The 15269-nt window shown below is 44.9% G+C and carries 15 protein-coding genes; 7 read left to right on the top strand and 8 right to left on the bottom strand.

Features of this window, described 5'->3' with window-relative positions:
• From LWH95_RS13585 to LWH95_RS13575, 3 genes are all read right to left on the bottom strand, one after another.
• Positions 1 to 1227 (bottom strand): metallophosphoesterase family protein, encoded by a 1227-nt coding sequence (locus LWH95_RS13585; RefSeq protein ID WP_232919768.1) that lies wholly within the window; start codon positions 1225 to 1227, stop codon positions 1 to 3.
• A 106-nt stretch (positions 1228 to 1333) separates the two neighbouring features.
• Entirely contained in the window at positions 1334 to 2593 is a 1260-nt protein-coding gene (locus LWH95_RS13580) for an ABC transporter permease (protein WP_232919767.1), read from the bottom strand.
• Entirely contained in the window at positions 2586 to 3482 is an 897-nt protein-coding gene (locus LWH95_RS13575; protein WP_003239512.1) for an ABC transporter ATP-binding protein, read from the bottom strand. The genes LWH95_RS13580 and LWH95_RS13575 overlap by 8 nt, the downstream gene beginning before the upstream one ends.
• Before the next feature lie 126 nt (positions 3483 to 3608).
• Here LWH95_RS13575 and LWH95_RS13570 point away from each other — a divergent pair, with 126 nt between their 5' ends.
• Positions 3609 to 3794 (top strand): YhzD family protein, encoded by a 186-nt coding sequence (locus tag LWH95_RS13570; protein WP_133488082.1) that lies wholly within the window; start codon positions 3609 to 3611, stop codon positions 3792 to 3794.
• A 20-nt stretch (positions 3795 to 3814) separates the two neighbouring features.
• Here LWH95_RS13570 and LWH95_RS13565 read toward each other — a convergent pair whose 3' ends face one another.
• A complete protein-coding gene (locus tag LWH95_RS13565) occupies positions 3815 to 4582 on the bottom strand; it encodes an enoyl-CoA hydratase (protein WP_232919766.1) in 768 nt (255 codons plus the stop codon).
• Positions 4583 to 4747: 165 nt separating this feature from the next.
• Between LWH95_RS13565 and LWH95_RS13560 the strand changes: the two genes are divergently transcribed.
• The 3 genes from LWH95_RS13560 to khtU are packed head-to-tail and all read left to right on the top strand — an operon-like array spanning position 4748 to position 6866.
• Positions 4748 to 5086, top strand: coding sequence for a hypothetical protein (locus LWH95_RS13560; protein ID WP_080010760.1), 339 nt, complete (start codon positions 4748 to 4750; stop codon positions 5084 to 5086).
• 57 nt (positions 5087 to 5143) lie between these two features.
• On the top strand, positions 5144 to 5641 hold the full coding sequence (gene khtT / locus LWH95_RS13555) for a K(+)/H(+) antiporter subunit KhtT (protein WP_003239516.1): 498 nt from the start codon (positions 5144 to 5146) through the stop codon (positions 5639 to 5641).
• A gap of 7 nt (positions 5642 to 5648) precedes the next feature.
• A complete protein-coding gene (gene khtU / locus LWH95_RS13550) occupies positions 5649 to 6866 on the top strand; it encodes a K(+)/H(+) antiporter subunit KhtU (RefSeq protein WP_232919765.1) in 1218 nt (405 codons plus the stop codon).
• Between the two features lie 19 nt (positions 6867 to 6885).
• Here the strand turns inward: khtU and LWH95_RS13545 are convergent, their stop codons facing one another.
• Together LWH95_RS13545 and LWH95_RS13540 are read right to left on the bottom strand one after the other, a co-directional pair.
• Entirely contained in the window at positions 6886 to 8391 is a 1506-nt protein-coding gene (locus LWH95_RS13545; RefSeq protein WP_003239518.1) for a coproporphyrinogen III oxidase, read from the bottom strand.
• Positions 8392 to 8502: 111 nt separating this feature from the next.
• Positions 8503 to 9369: a Cof-type HAD-IIB family hydrolase gene (locus tag LWH95_RS13540; RefSeq protein WP_003239519.1), complete on the bottom strand. Its 867-nt coding sequence runs from the start codon at positions 9367 to 9369 to the stop codon at positions 8503 to 8505.
• 488 nt (positions 9370 to 9857) lie between these two features.
• Here LWH95_RS13540 and LWH95_RS13535 point away from each other — a divergent pair, with 488 nt between their 5' ends.
• Positions 9858 to 10931, top strand: a complete 1074-nt coding sequence (locus tag LWH95_RS13535; protein WP_232919764.1) for a DNA alkylation repair protein — start codon at positions 9858 to 9860, stop codon at positions 10929 to 10931.
• Between the two features lie 43 nt (positions 10932 to 10974).
• On the opposite strand, the gene LWH95_RS13530 is transcribed toward LWH95_RS13535, so the two are convergent.
• Positions 10975 to 11328 carry a YlbF family regulator gene (locus LWH95_RS13530; RefSeq protein WP_148982676.1) on the bottom strand — a complete coding sequence of 118 codons (354 nt, stop codon included), beginning with the start codon at positions 11326 to 11328 and terminating at the stop codon, positions 10975 to 10977.
• A 92-nt stretch (positions 11329 to 11420) separates the two neighbouring features.
• Positions 11421 to 12554, bottom strand: a complete 1134-nt coding sequence (locus LWH95_RS13525) for a DUF445 domain-containing protein (protein ID WP_232919763.1) — start codon at positions 12552 to 12554, stop codon at positions 11421 to 11423.
• Between the two features lie 266 nt (positions 12555 to 12820).
• Between LWH95_RS13525 and spaC the strand changes: the two genes are divergently transcribed.
• A complete protein-coding gene (gene spaC, locus LWH95_RS13520; protein WP_003239523.1) occupies positions 12821 to 13912 on the top strand; it encodes a spore coat associated protein SpaC in 1092 nt (363 codons plus the stop codon).
• Positions 13902 to 15263 (top strand): spore coat associated protein YheD, encoded by a 1362-nt coding sequence (gene yheD, locus LWH95_RS13515; protein WP_019257930.1) that lies wholly within the window; start codon positions 13902 to 13904, stop codon positions 15261 to 15263. Before spaC ends, yheD begins: the two co-directional genes overlap by 11 nt.
• The last annotated feature ends 6 nt before the right edge of the window (positions 15264 to 15269 follow it).

The raw sequence follows: 15269 nt of genomic DNA, 5'->3' as shown, positions 1-15269 counted from the left end.
TCATGTTTCAAGCACCTTAAGCTGTCTTTTCAATAAAATTTGTGCCTGCTCTTTTATTTCCTTTAACTCCTCTTGGCTAAACCGATCCGCGTGCCTTCTATATACAGGGTGACGCTCAAGCCCTTCCAGCACATCTGAGAGATCGCCGCCATCAATGTCTTCAAATAAACCGCCGAAAAAAGGGTCAAGGTTTGTAAGGTTTGTTTCTTTTTCTGTCTCATCTTCTAATGAAAGCGGCCAAATGAAGTGTTCCTCCTCCGCCTCTTGCTCCTGAAAAGCTTCAAGAAGCTCGTCCAAAGTGCCTCTCGGCGCCTCCAGCAGCCATTCCGGCGCCCGCCCTTGCAATACGAGTCTTACACAAACAGGGCTCCCCTTTATCCGCAGCTTCGAAAACGCGTCCTCAACCATTTGGAAAAGGGCAGTCATATTCTTTGCCTCCGTCACATCAACTGCGGCTTTTTCCCACAGGACATCATGCGCTTTCTGAAATTCATAAGAAATGTCTCCGTTTGTCACACGAACGAGATAATAGCCTTTATCTCCAGTCTCCTTCATATGGCGCGCTTGCGTGTTTCCCGGATAGATGACTGCCGGGTTCCCGGCAGAAAGAATTTGGCGTTTATGAATATGGCCAAGCGCCCAATAATCCATCCCGCTTTTTACAAGATCGTCATGTGTAAACGGGCAATACGGATCGTGCCCTTCAGATCCCGATAACGTGCCATGAAGCATACCGATATGAAACGGCGCATCAGTTGACCTACGGTAGCGGGCGGCTTGGTTTTCCGTTACGGCCCTGGCCTGATAGCTGAAGCCGTAAATGCTTGCTATGCGCCTGCCTTCCTTATAAAACGATTTTTCTTCAGGAACAGCGGACGTAAAAATGTGGACATTCTCCGGCCATTCAATCGGCGTCCACTCCCCGCCCAGATGATCGTGGTTCCCAAAGATCACATAAACTGAAATCCCGTACTCTCTGAGTCTTTCAAACTGTTTTTTTAAAAAAAGTTGGGCCTTTAAGCTTCGATTGGCTTCGTCAAACAGATCCCCCGCCAGCAAAATGAAATCAACGTTTTCTCTCACTGCGGCATCTATTATATGTCTCACGCTTGCAAACGTGCTTTCTTTGATCCGGGCAAAAATCGGTTCCGGCAGATGCGATATCCCGTAAAACGGGCTGTCAAGATGAAGATCTGCCGCATGAATAAAGGTTAGATCAGTCAACATTCTGCTCCTTTCCAGGATGAAGTACCCTTATTTTAGCACCGAATTCTTGCGAATGCACGTTCTGTCAATAAAGAAACAGCCTGAGAATCCCCAGGCTGTTTTCCAATCAGTTTTTCGCTAAACGCAGCGCTTGTTTGATCGCTTTGAACGCGCTTGAATTGCCGTAAATCAACACACCGCCTTTGTAAATTCTGGCGCCGATGACGGCCAGTATGATAATGGTGAGCAGTGTGATTCCGATTCCGGCAGCCGCCTGCCAAAACGGAATATCAAGCATGCCGACGCGCAAGAACATAATCATTGGCGTAAAAAACGGAATAAACGAGGTTACCGTAATAAATCCTGCGTCAGGTGCATTCAAGCCGAACATCGAGATCATAAAACCGGCGACAACCAATAGCGTCATCGGCGTGATCGTTTGCTGCACGTCCTCTATTCTGCTGACGACACTGCCGAGAAACGCGGCGAGTGTCGCATATAAAAAGTATCCGAGCAAAAAGAAAATCACAGCATAGATAACAGTCGTTACTGAAACGTCGGTCAGGTTAAGAAATCCGCCGACAGATGAAGCCGTGTCGCTCGTTTTGTTCAGCTTAAGGGACAGAGAGCCGGCTGCTATAATGACAGCAAGCTGAGTAATCCCGACGAGCCCGATGCCGAGCAGCTTTGCAAACATCTGCTGGATCGGCGGCATGCTTGAGATAAGAATTTCCATGACACGCGAAGATTTTTCGGTTGCGACCTCCATTGCAATCATGCTGGCATACATAATCACAGAGAAATAGATGACAAACAGCATAATATAAACAAGCCCTACCGTCTGGCCCAGCTCTTCCTCAGACTTCGCTCCCTCTTTCAGCGCCTCCTGCCCGACGGTAACGGGCGCATAAAGGCTGCTGATCGTTTCCTGCGAAACGCCGAGCTCCGCCGTTCCGACAGCCGTTTTGGTTTGCGTCAGCGCCTGCTGCAGCGTTTGGTATGTGCTTTCATCAGAAATCGTTAACGCCTTATATGTTCCTGAAATGGTCCCTTTTTCATCACGTTTGATGATGAGCATGCCATCGAGCGCTTCATCTTTGACTTGCTTTGTGACCTCTTCCTCCGATTGCTTCGACTGCTTCACATCAAGATCGCTGTCTGTATCCACCGCTTTCAGCTGCTTCGAGAAAACCGGATATAATTCGTTTGTTTCATCAACAACGGCGATTTTTTCTTTCGCATCATCACCTTGAAACAGAGAAATGATCGACTCCAGATTCGTTACAACTAAAACAAGCAGTACCGTGATAACAGTCGAAATAATAAAGGATTTTGCCATAATCTTATTTTTATATGTATGAGAAAGCATGATCCAAAATTTATTCATAGACGGCCCCCACCTTTTCTATAAAAATATCATGCAGTGACGGCTCTTCAAGTTCGAACTTTCTGATAAACCCTTTTCCTTGGAGCATGGCAAAAATCTCTTGAGAGATGTCTTCATTGGCAATCTGCAGCTTGACGCCGCCGGCCGTTTCCTTCCATTGAAGAATGCCTTCATGAGACTGCAAAAAACGCAGATCGTCATCGGAGTGAATCGTGACATTCTTTTTGCCGAAGGAACGCTTTATCTCCTTCAGCCTGCCTTGTACAACCGGCTTTCCTTTCTGCAATATGCAAAGGTTCTCACAAAGCTCCTCGACATGCTCCATCCGGTGGCTGGAAAATAAAATAGAAACACCGCTGTTTTTCAGAGAGATTACAGCCTCTTTTAACAGCTCCACATTGACAGGGTCCAAACCGCTGAATGGTTCATCAAGAATCAGCAGCTCCGGCTTATGCAAAACTGCCGAAATAAATTGGATTTTCTGCTGGTTGCCCTTCGAAAGCTCTTCCACCTTCTTATTTTCGTAATCTGTTATATTGAAGCGATCAAGCCATGTGCCGAGCTCTTTTACAGCCTCCCGCTTCTCCATCCCTTTTAATCTGGCAAGATAGACAAGCTGATCCTTTACCTTCATTTTCGGATAAAGGCCCCGTTCTTCCGGCAAGTAACCGATTTTGTTGCTGATACTGTAATTCACAGGACGGCCTTTCCAGCTGATTGAGCCCTCCGTAATGCTTAATAAGCCAAGGATCATGCGAAACGTCGTCGTTTTTCCCGCTCCGTTTGCGCCTAAAAGACCGAACATTTGCTGCTCCGGAATGTCTAAGTCTAATCCGTCAACGGCTTTATAATCTCCAAATGTCTTCGTGACATGATCAATCTTAAGCACCGAATCTCCTCCTTCCCTGACCCATTATATACTAATTTTGGATGAAACATAATGAAGGATTTTGATTTCCTATTTAGAATATAAATGAAGAAAGACTGAAAACCTTGAAAATGGAGGAGAAACCTGATGGCTGATTATTTCCTTACAGCTTTTGATCCTTCGGGGAAAACACTGGTAAACGAACGATTCGAGGCAGAAAATGAAGAAGCGGCAAAAACGCACGGTGAGGCTCTGTTAAAAGAAAAAGAGCTTCACAGTCATACCCATCGTTTAGTCAATGCAGCCGGAAAGCTGATTTTGTTTCACAGATGATCAGCTTTCCGGCTGATCTGTTACACTTGGAACTTCGGCTCCCGTTTTTCTAAAAAGGCACGGATTCCTTCTTGGTGATCCTTGGTCCTTCTCATTTTCTCTTGGGCGCTGCGTTCAAGGGCAAGCACCTTTTTCAGTTCTTCAAGCTGGAGGCTCTGAAAGATGGCTTTCGTTTCGATCATCGCCAAAAGAGGTGAGGCCAAAAGGGTTTCGATAAAGGGTCTTGCGCCTTCCGCAGGGTCTCCGGCAAATGTCCCGTCAAGGAGGCCCATATCGGCGGCTTCCGCGGCGGAAAGCTTTTTCCCGGTCCAAATCAGCTTTTTCGCTTTCGCTTCCCCTATTCTTTTCTTCAGCAAATAATGCCCTCCGCCGTCCGGAACAAGCCCAATGCCGATAAAATTCATCGCGAGAACAGCGTTTTTTTCTGCGAGCACAATGTCAGCGCACAGTGCCAAACTCAGGCCCAGTCCCGCAGCAGCACCGTGAATAGCAGCAATTGTCACTTTCTTCATTTGATATAACGTCAAAGTGACAGCCTCAATCGTATCCATCAGCTGCTTAAATTGATCAGGGTCATGCTCTGACGTCATCATCCGGATGTCTCCGCCGGCCGAAAAGCCTTTCCCGGTTCCTCTCAGGAGAACGATAAGCGCCTCGCTTGCAGCCGCCTTATCAACCGCCTCCTTCAGTTCAGACAGCATCTGTTCATTCAGGGCGTGATGGGCATCAGGGCGATTCAGGATAATCTCCGCAACGGCTCCATTCCGTTCATATTGAATAAATTCCATATGAAGCACCTCCATGTATGCGCTTGCTTTTTTCTTTCTCCTATACATTCCCCGCCATCCTCAAATAAACCTTTTTATTTTTCAAGGTCAATAGATACTGAAAAATGCATATTGTTTGAATGAAAACATAAAGTTTTATATAGTGAAAAAGAAGGGATTATCAGGATGAGAAAGGGGGAAAGGAATATGGATAAATTGCTGATCAGTTTTCTGTTAAGTTTATTTATGGTGTACTTTCCCCCTTCGGACGTGGTTCTGCCTTCCCAGCTTGAAGCAAGCACTGACAGCTATGTGCCTATGTCCTCATATCCGCAGGAAACACAAACGGCCAAAACACCGTCGCCGGGCAGCATGTACCCGGCAGAGCTGATCAAAGAGTACAGCCCGCTGGCGCAGTCTGTCAGGCAGCTGTCTGTCAAACCTCTTGACGAACCGCTGATAAACAGGTTGGAAAAGGTTTGTGCCGTCCCTGTCAAATACCAATCTAATTACCTCCGAATATAAATGTTCTTGTTTTTAACTTACCCCATTTAGCCAACACTACATTCGGAGGGATTTTCATTGAATATTAAAGAAAACGATCTGCCGGGCATCGGCAAAAAATTTGAAATCGAAACGAGAAGTCACGAAAAAATGACGATTATCATTCATGATGACGGAAGAAGAGAAATTTACCGGTTTAATGACCGGGACCCCGATGAGCTTCTTTCCAATATCTCATTAGATGATTCTGAAGCAAGGCAAATTGCCGCTATTTTAGGTGGCATGGTCTATAAACCGCAAGCGCTGGAATCCATCGAAATGGCCTTCAGCGATCTCATTATTGAATGGTTTAAGGTTGAAAAAGGCGCCAAATCAATCGGGCGCACGCTCGGGGAGCTTGATGTCCGCCAAAACTACGATGTCACTGTGATTGCCATCATCAAACACAGCCAGGAAAAGCTTTTAAATCCAGGAGCCGATTCGGTTATTGAAGAAAATGACACCCTTGTCCTCTCAGGTGAAAGAAAGCATCTGAAGAAACTGATTCACGATTTTCTTTCTGGAGAGGGCGTGTGAGCGGCCGATGGATCATCTTGTATTTGAAGTCGGGACTGCGCTTGTTCTTGTAGCGATTGCCAGTGTAATCGCCAACAAAATTAAATTTTCGATTATTCCATTTCTGATTGTGCTTGGAATGCTGCTTGGACCGCACGCGCCGAAAGTGGGGATTATTGACCTTACGTTTATAGAAAGCAGTGAAATCATCGAGTTTTTCGGGCGGATGGGCGTGCTGTTCCTCCTTTTCTATCTCGGACTCGAATTCTCCGTCGGAAAATTAATCAAATCCGGAAAATCAATTGCAATTGGCGGAACGATTTATATCTTGATTAATTTCAGCCTCGGGCTGCTTTATGGGTTTATCACCGGGTTTTCCTTTCTGGAAGTCCTCGTCCTCGCAGGCGTCATCACAATCTCGTCAAGTGCAATTGTCGCAAAAGTGCTCGTTGATTTAAAAAGAACGGCCAATCCGGAAACCGAGCTGATTCTCGGCATCATTATGTTTGAGGATATTTTCCTTGCCGTGTATTTGTCCGTTGTTTCCGGCCTTGTGTTAGGTGATGCGACATCAGTCGGGAGTGCGCTCTTGTCCATTTTGATCGCCTTCGGTTATATGCTGCTGTTTTTTATCGCAGCCAGAAAGCTCCCGCCGCTCTTGAATAAGCTGTTGGACATTCGCTCAAATGAAGTGTTTATTATCGTCATTTTCGCCGCACTCTTTTTTATCGCCGGATTTTCAGAGACGATCCATGTAGCGGAAGCGATTGGCGCGCTGCTGCTCGGTTTGGTTTTTTCAGAAACAGAGCATTCCGATAGGATTGAGCACCTTGTCGTTCCGTTTCGCGACTTCTTCGGCGCGATGTTCTTTTTCAGCTTCGGCCTCAGCATTGACCCGTTTTCGCTCGGTGAAGCGGTTTGGCTTGCGCTGGGAGCAGTGATTCTGACCATTCTCGGAAACTTTATCGCCGGGATGGTTGCTGGACGACGCGCAGGGCTTTCCCATAAGGCTTCATCGAATATCGGACTGACGATCGTATCACGGGGAGAGTTTTCGATTATCGTTGCGAATCTCGGGATAGCCGGCGGCCTGTCAGCCACTTTAAAGCCGTTTGCCGCATTATATGTCCTCATTCTGGCGATTTTAGGACCGCTTTTAACAAAGGAATCAAAACCAATTTACCGCTTACTGAACAAGGTATTTAAATGGAAGCCTGATGTTCAGCCTGCAAGAAAACAGGGATAAAAAAAAAGCAGCACTGTGATCAGTGCTGCTTTGTCGTTCTCTCAAAAATCTGCTCTAAATATTTGATTTTTTCGTCCGTGTAGTGTTCAAAGCGCTCATTGTACGATTTCGGATCTTTCGGATTGGCAAAGTGCGTAATTTTCCCTGTATCACGGTCTATAAATTTGCTTGCTGCGCCGCAGCCGATGCCGATAATCGTCTGCACCTCTTCCATAATCATGATGTTGTAGATGCTTTCTTGTCCCGGCAAAGAGTATCCGACGTTTTCAAGGTTTCCAAGAATATTTTTCTGGCGGTATAAATAATAAGGCACGTATCCATGCTCTTTCGTCCAGGCTACCGCGTCATCCATCATTTGAGAAACCTCTTCCCTGCCGGCGACTTTGTACTTATGCTTGTTTCTCGTCATTTCTGAGGCCCGTTTAAAGGAAAGAGTATGAACCGTAAGGGATTCCGGCATCAGTTTTTCCGTTTCTGAAAGGCTGTGTCTGAACTCCTTCACGCCTTCCCCCGGCAAACCGATAATCAAGTCCATGTTGATATTATTCATGCCGTGCTGGCGTGACAGATGATATTTCTCAATGGTCTCTTCAACTGTATGATGCCGTCCGATCGCCTTCAGCGTTTCGTTTTCATAGGATTGCGGATTGATGCTGATCCGGTCAATGTCATATTTGTTTAAAACGGCGAGTTTTTCTTCTGTAATCGTGTCAGGGCGGCCGGCCTCTACCGTAATCTCGCGAATGTTTTTCACATCAGGGAAGGAGCGGACCATTTCTTCATACAGCAGATCCATTTCCTCCGCTGTAATGCTTGTCGGCGTCCCGCCGCCAAAGTAAATGGTTGTAACCTTCACATCATGCGCCTTCAGCCATTCGCCGATTTTCTGCATTTCGTAATGCAGCCCCCATAAGAATGAGCCGACTCTGCCCGCCTGCCCTTGGATGGCGTACGCAGGGAATGTGCAATACGCGCATTTTGTCGGGCAGAACGGTATGCCGATATAAATACTGACTTCATCCTTTACTTGATACAAATCCGGCACTGCCGCCAGCTGCCGGTCAACAATTTCCTGCATTAACCCGATTTTCTCATCATGAATTAAATAGTCCTTTTTCAATTCAGCATGTGCCTGCTCCTGCGGCATTCCGCTTTGCAGCTTTTTATGAAGCAGCTTTGTCGGCCGGATTCCTGTCAGGATTCCCCACTTTTGCGTGATGCCCGTATGCGCTTGAAGAAGATTGAGATACACATAAGAAATCGTGTTTTTCACTTGCTTAAAAGCTTCTTTTTCATTCATGCCGGGAGAAAAAGATTTTGTATGCTGTTCCGTTATGCCAGTTCCCTTCACTTCTCCCGAAACCGTCACATGCTCATCCGTTTGTGAACAGTCTAAAGAAATGACAACATCTGCGGGCTCCCCTCCGCCGTACACAAGCTCGCACTCTTCATAAAACAAATTTGCAATATTTTGCAGAGGCCGATGCAGGCGGTCATCATGTATGCCTTCTATTTTAATTTGCAACTTCATCACCTAATTTATCAGATTCAAAACTTTCTTTAGTGTACAGAAATAAACCGTTAAAATCAATCCGGCAAAAAAGCCGCCGCACCTGTCAGGGCGCGAGCGGCTTTTTTACACACGTTTCATGTGGAACTTATCAAGAAATCCTTTTCGCTGCTGCATCCGGAAATATTCCTTCATCATGTAAGCAACACCCTGCTCGTCATTGGACCTTGTGACCCAATCGGCCTTTCTCTTAATCTCCGGAGCGGCGTTCCCCATCGCTACCCCAAGACCGGCAAGTTCAATCATCGGGAGGTCGTCATACTGATGCCCGATGGCCACGACATCATCCATGGTCAGGCCCAGCTCTGAAGCGACGAGGGCCAGACCCGCTTCCTTCGAGACACCTTTCGGGACGATATTCAGCTTCTCATCGTTTACGCGAATAACATCAACCGCAGAGAAAGCTTTCGTAATCGTTTCTGTAATGTCATGCTGAATGTCGTGCTCCGTGTACACCTCGATGACAGGTGCGCTCACTGGCTCATCCATGAGAAGATCACTTAATGATTCAACAAACTGGACTGGATAAAAGATCGGATCAGACGGGTGAATGAGTGCTTTCCCTAATAAATTTGAATTCACCTTTTTCTTGTTTCCGATCGAATACTTCTCGTGAAGAAGCCGAATATTGCATTGATAGCTCTCCAGCACTTGAACAATATTAAAGGTGTGATCGTCAGAGATTCTTTTTTCAAACAACGGGGCGTCTATTTTCTCAGCGATGTATGCCCCGCTATGAGTGATCAGCTTGGCATCAAGCTTCAGCGATTTTGCTATTTTCTGTGCTGAACGAAAATGACGGTTGGTTACGAGTGTGACATAAATCCCTTTTTTCTTAACATATTCGATCGCGTCTTTCGTTGCCTGATGAATCTTTCCGTTCGACCGAAGAAGCGCTCCATCTATATTTAAGGCAAGCAATTGTTTTGACACAGAGATGTCCCCCTCCTTGATGACTGTACTTGTGTATAGAATATGACCCTGTCTCTGTGTTTAGAACAACCTTTTCTGCAAAGCAAAAAAAGCCTGGCTCAGCAGACTTTATGTTTTTGGCATTATGATAGGATACGATCGAAGCAGCCATTCTCCCTAATATCGTTATTTCGATTTACGAAAAATCATGTATCAGGAACCCCTTGTTTGACCAATGATGCGCTCCGAACACTTACTCTCTGTTGCTTATCCCCTCTATATAACGGCATGATATGCGACCGTATCCAATTGAAATCAGGTAAGTGTAGGCGCTTTCAATGCCATTATCTCAGTTTTTCTTGCTGATGACAAGGGTTTTTTTAACTAAAAAAAGTATCCAAATGATGTATACTAAGGTAGGATTGGTTGTTAATTTTTGGAATGTATCGCTTGATTCAGAACATACATTCCCATATAATATAAATAATAAATGAAAGAGCGGTGATCAGGTGGCTGACTTAAAAGAAATATACAATGAAAAACTGATATCTCAATTGATACACCATATAAAGGCATCTTGTCCTGATTTTAACCAAGACAGATTCGAGGAACAATTGCTGCAGGAAGACTGGCCTGAACTCGCTTTAAAAGAGCGGATGCGCCGCATTACAGCTTCCTTATACGAAACACTGCCAAAACATTACGATGAAGCGCTCACAATTTTACGGGATGCAGCCCCTCATTTTAAAGGACTAAGCGGAATTCTATTCCCTGATTATGTAGAACAGTACGGGTTAGCGCATTGGGAAGAATCAATAAAGGCATTGGAATACTTTACGCAATATTCAACCTCAGAATTTGCTGTGAGGCCTTTTTTGCTTTTAGATCAAGAAAAAATGATTGCACAATTGCTTAAATGGTCCGAGCATGAAAATGAACACGTGAGAAGACTTGCGAGCGAAGGAAGCAGGCCACGCCTGCCATGGGGAAAATCGATACCCGCTTTAAAATCAGACCCTTCCCCCGTTCTGCCGATCCTTGAGAAGCTGATGCAGGACAAGTCCTTGTATGTAAGGAAAAGCGTGGCCAACAACCTTAATGATATATCAAAAACGCATCCTCATTTGCTGAGAAAAGTCGCAGATCAATGGTACGGAACACATCCCTATTCCGATTGGATCATCAAACACGCCTATCGGACCTTATTAAAAAAGGGTGATAAACAGGCCTTATCGCTTTTTGGTTATGAAAATGCTGATTTAATACAATTACATGATTTAACATGTCAATCAAGCCGTATAGCCATTGGTGAAAGCCTTGAATTTTCTTTCTATATTCATTCAGACAGGGATCAAAAAGTAAGAATTGAGTACGCAATTGATTTTGTAAAAGCAAGAGGTCAGCGTCATCAAAAAGTATTTAAAATAACAGAAACAAATATTAGAAAAAACGAAACTAAGCCGTACACAAGAATTCAATCCTTTAAGGATCTAACTACCAGAAAACATTACAAAGGAATTCATACATTATCAGTGATCATCAATGGAGAGGTAAAAGATTCATTGGATTTCCAAGTTTGCTGAAAGAATAAAAAATCCCTTCTTTTCCAAGAAGGGATTTTGCTGTTTAGCCTTCGACACTGCCGTAAAGCTCTTCTAAAGGCTTCATAATAATTTTGTTCAATTCACCGATCAGCACGCTCATGCGCTGCTCCGCTTCCATCAGCTGAGAAATTTTTTCGTGCTGCTGTACAAGCGCAACTGTTTTTTGAGCCTGCGTCACTTCTTCTTGTGTAATTTCTTCTCCTGCCATTTGTTTTTGCTGGAGACTAAGCTGCACATCACGGAAGTTTTCGAACATGCGCTTCGCTGATTCATCTGCGTTTACTTCATCGTACAGGTTTTTTAAACGGGTGAACTCTTCGCTCCCGCGTAATGCTTTTTCCAGATCATACGCTACATCATAAAAATTAACAGCCATTGTGAATAGCTCCTTTCATCATTGCCGTTTGACATACCACTCCACTATAACAGACTATGGAGCTGCTTTCATTAATCAAGAACCATTTCTTCTTAAAAAAGGATGACAAACAATGCTTGAATCGCACCTATGATTCCGCCGAGAAGGCCTCCCAAATAGGTAATCATTTTAAATTCTTTTTTTGAAATGGATAGCACCATTTCTTCAAGACGCTGCACCGGGAACTGATCCACCTGCTCCTTGACGATTTCCTCAAGGCGCATCCGTTTTAAAACACTTTCAAGATTGGCCGAAATCCCTTCAAGCAATTTGTCTAGCAGTGCTGGCAGCATTTGCTGGGTCAGCTCAGATTCATAGCGCACGGTAAGCGTGCCAATCGTATTGTCAAAGAAAGGAGCAGTCGAGAATGTTTGCAGCACTCTTCGTTTCAGGCTGAAAATGAGCGATTTGGCATTCCATTTTTCGTCTGCCTCATAAAACGTGTACTCCCTCAGCTTACCCCATTCATTTTGCAAGAGATCAGAAAGCAGTTTATTTGTTTCCTCATTCCGCAAAAACTTCAGCAGCTCCGGCAGCACGCGGTCCGCGAGGCTTGTATTGCCCAAAAACATTTGCACCATGCTTCCAAGCATGCCGCGCTCTTTTAAAAAGTCATCAATCATATTGCCGAGACGGATTTTCCCTTCATCACTTTCAAAATAACTGACACTTCGTGACAATATATATCCTGAAATCATCGGGATCTTTTCCTCAAGCTTTTCCTGCACTTCCAAAGGCACCAGCTCTTTTAACGATTGGTGCTCGTATTGGCGGAAAAGCTCATTCAGCTTATCATCGGTCCAGTTGCTGATCCATGCGTCTGCCGCTTCATCAGGACGCTTTACCCCGGCATTTTCAAGTGCTTCTTTTACTGTCATTTCAGAAAGTGACAGCTTTTGAATCAGCTGTTCCCCGACTTGAAGAGCCTGCGCTTTGGCTGTATCAGAGACGAGCCGCTTTTTAATGCCCTCAGGGGTTAAGAGATGATTCACTACCATCAGTCCCATTTGTTTTGCAAGTTCATCCCGTCTTCTCGGAATCAGCCCGGGCGTGAAAGGAACTCGTTTCCCAAACAAATAGTACGCTTTATATGGCCTAAATAGCATTTGAATTGCTAAATGATTGGTCACCGCTCCAATGGCAGCGCCGATCACGATCATAAAAATAAAGGTTCCTGCAATACCCATTCCTATTCATCTTCCTCCATCTGTGCTTCAGCTTTTTTCATATAGATGTTGTACCTATTCGTATTATAGAGGCTGATGCAATCACTTAGCAAATGAGGAGACAAATTCCTGTTGTCAGAAAATCAGCTTGTTCTTTTGGAATAGGGCAAGGTGGAGAATCGTATTCTGTAAAGTAGAATACCGTCAGCTGCGTTCGTCTTACACGTATTTAGCGTAAAGCTGCTGACACCCGCCGGCAGCTTTTGAATAAAAGGGGGAGTCTCACCATGATAACACTTGGTTTTATGTCCTTATCCCGCCAGCATGAAGCGGACTATTCCGCAGAGTTGGCCAAAAGAGCACCCGAATTTGGCATACGTTTCATCCGGTTTACACCGTTTGATATTTTACCTGACACCTTGCGTGTCAAAGCATCGGTCTATCATTCGGCCAGCAGCACATGGAACGAAACTGAAATGGCGATTCCAGATTATATTTATGACCGCTGTTTTTACGGCAAGGATTCACAATCCCAAAAAGCAAAACCGATCGTTGAGTGGCTCAAAAAATATCCGAAAACGGAATTCATCGGGCTGGGTCTTCCCGATAAGTGGACCGTTCTTCATGATCTACAGCAGCACGCTGTGATCAACCCCTATATTCCAGAAACGATGAAGGTGAGCCGCTATGAACAAATCCACTCCTTCTTAACCAAAGAAAAAGCCTGCATCTTAAAACCGGCGTTCGGCGCAGGAGGCAGAGGCGTGATTCTTTTGGAGCTGGGTAAGAAAAACATAACCGCTACTTATCACATCGGAAAGGATAAGCAGACAAAAACCTTTTCCAACCAAACTTCTTTCAAAACATGGTGCAAAAAAGTGCTTCAGCATCAATATTTGCTTCAGCCTTATTTAAATATTCAAGATAAGGAGCAATACCCGTGTGATATCCGCCTCTTCATGGAAAAAAACGAAGCAGGTGAATGGAATACAGTCGGAAAGGCAGTGAGACGCGGATACAAACACGGGCTTTTGGCCAATTTGTCAGGCGGATCTGATGCGCTGACATTCGATTCATGGTTTGAAGATATACCGAAAAAACAGCAAGTGGTCTTACTTGATGACGTGTTCTCGATTACCCAGTCGGTTCCGTATTACCTTGACGAGCGCTACGGGCCGCTGTTTGAACTCGGGCTCGATATATGCCTTGCGAAGGACGGGAGAATTTGGATCCTAGATATCAATTCCAAACCGGGCAGGAAATCAATCCTGCGTGTCTCTCCCGAGCAAAAAGAACAGCTGTATACCTGTCCCCTTAAGCGCTGCCAATATTTGTTTTCTGAGCAAAGCCAGAAAGGAGTTCTTCCGCGTGAATCGTAAACGGTTTTTGATCGGCATAGACAAAACCAGTGAAAATACCCTGTTTCTCCCCTCTTCCATGAAGCGAGACGGACTTTTGCATGCCGCATTCGGGACGAAGGTTGTCAGATGCCACGTTTCTTACAGACGGCATCTAGAACAAACCGTGCTTCTCTCTGAAAATCTGTTTCATGAGCTTTTGCTTCCCCATCGAAGCAGGGCTGACATCCTGATTCATGATCATACGGTGCATATCGGGCCGTTAATCGGCATCTTTACGGCAGGTTTTACCGTATCTCTTGAGCGCCCTTTTAAGGATCGTTCCCTCTTTTTTTCTAAGCTTGTTACGTTACACGAGCAAGCAGGAGGCTACTGCTTCGTTTTCGGCGCACACCAAATCAATTGGGAGGAGGGTACGATTGAAGGGCTCCTATACAGAGAAAACGGCTGGGAGAAAAAGATCGTCCCGCTGCCGAACGTCGTTTATGACCGTTTGCCAAACAGAAAAATTGAAGATTCGCTTCTCTTGCAACATACAAAGAAACGGCTGATTGATGAATATCAAATCCCATGGTTTAATAAAACATTTTTTAATAAATGGAGTGTTCATCAATTGCTCGAAAAAGATCCGAGAACCGCCCCTTTTTTGCCGAAATCCGAGCTGACACCATCTGTGGAGAAAATTGCAGAACTCTGTGGTGCATACAAAAAAGTCTATATCAAACCGGCAAACGGAGCACTTGGCACTGGGATATATCAGCTGACAAAAACAGACGATGGCCTGACAGTGAAACATACAAATGACGCCAAAACGTTTTCTTCAATCGATTATTCCGATGCTGCCGCATTTCTGGCAGAATTTCAAAAACAGCACGACCCGTCTGACTTTCTCATTCAGCAAGGTGTTGATCTGATCAAATTTCAAGGCAAACCAGCGGATTTTCGTGTCCATACCAATAAAAACAGAAAAGGGAAATGGACTGTGACAGCAATAGCCGTAAAAATTTCCGGAGAAAACAGCATTACAACACATCTTTCTAATGGCGGAACTGTAAAAACACTTGCAGAAGTATACGATGATCCTGCTGAAAGAATTAAGGTCATTAAAAAGCTTTCTGCTGCGGCACTGACGGCAAGCCATGTGCTTCACGATCATATTGAGGGGTTTATCGGGGAGATTGGCTTCGATTTTGGCATTGATCAGAACGGTAAAGTATGGATGTTTGAAGCGAATTCACGTCCGGGCCGCAGTATTTTTTCTCATCCGAATTTGTATCATGTTGATTCTTTAACAAAACGAAGAAGCTTTGAATACGCGTCCTATCTATCCGAGAAGGCGATCACCTCCCATGAAGCGCTGTGGCCTTCGTAATCTGTC

The sequence above is a fragment of the Bacillus sp. G16 genome (assembly GCF_021282335.1).
Taxonomy (GTDB): domain Bacteria; phylum Bacillota; class Bacilli; order Bacillales; family Bacillaceae; genus Bacillus; species Bacillus inaquosorum.
The sequence above is the reverse complement of the archived record's forward strand: the minus strand, read 5'-3'. Positions and strand labels throughout refer to the sequence as shown.

Excerpts from the sequence above, each read along its gene's own strand:
- LWH95_RS13525 (WP_232919763.1), bottom strand. The coding sequence starts at position 12,554 with ATGGGTATTGCAGGAACCTTTATTTTTATGATCGTGATCGGCGCTGCC.
- LWH95_RS13560 (WP_080010760.1), top strand. The coding sequence starts at position 4,748 with ATGAGAAAGGGGGAAAGGAATATGGATAAATTGCTGATCAGTTTTCTG.
- LWH95_RS13585 (WP_232919768.1), bottom strand. The coding sequence starts at position 1,227 with ATGTTGACTGATCTAACCTTTATTCATGCGGCAGATCTTCATCTTGAC.
- LWH95_RS13530 (WP_148982676.1), bottom strand. The coding sequence starts at position 11,328 with ATGGCTGTTAATTTTTATGATGTAGCGTATGATCTGGAAAAAGCATTA.
- khtU (WP_232919765.1), top strand. The coding sequence starts at position 5,649 with ATGGATCATCTTGTATTTGAAGTCGGGACTGCGCTTGTTCTTGTAGCG.
- spaC (WP_003239523.1), top strand. The coding sequence starts at position 12,821 with ATGATAACACTTGGTTTTATGTCCTTATCCCGCCAGCATGAAGCGGAC.
- LWH95_RS13570 (WP_133488082.1), top strand. The coding sequence starts at position 3,609 with ATGGCTGATTATTTCCTTACAGCTTTTGATCCTTCGGGGAAAACACTG.
- LWH95_RS13580 (WP_232919767.1), bottom strand. The coding sequence starts at position 2,593 with ATGAATAAATTTTGGATCATGCTTTCTCATACATATAAAAATAAGATT.
- LWH95_RS13565 (WP_232919766.1), bottom strand. The coding sequence starts at position 4,582 with ATGGAATTTATTCAATATGAACGGAATGGAGCCGTTGCGGAGATTATC.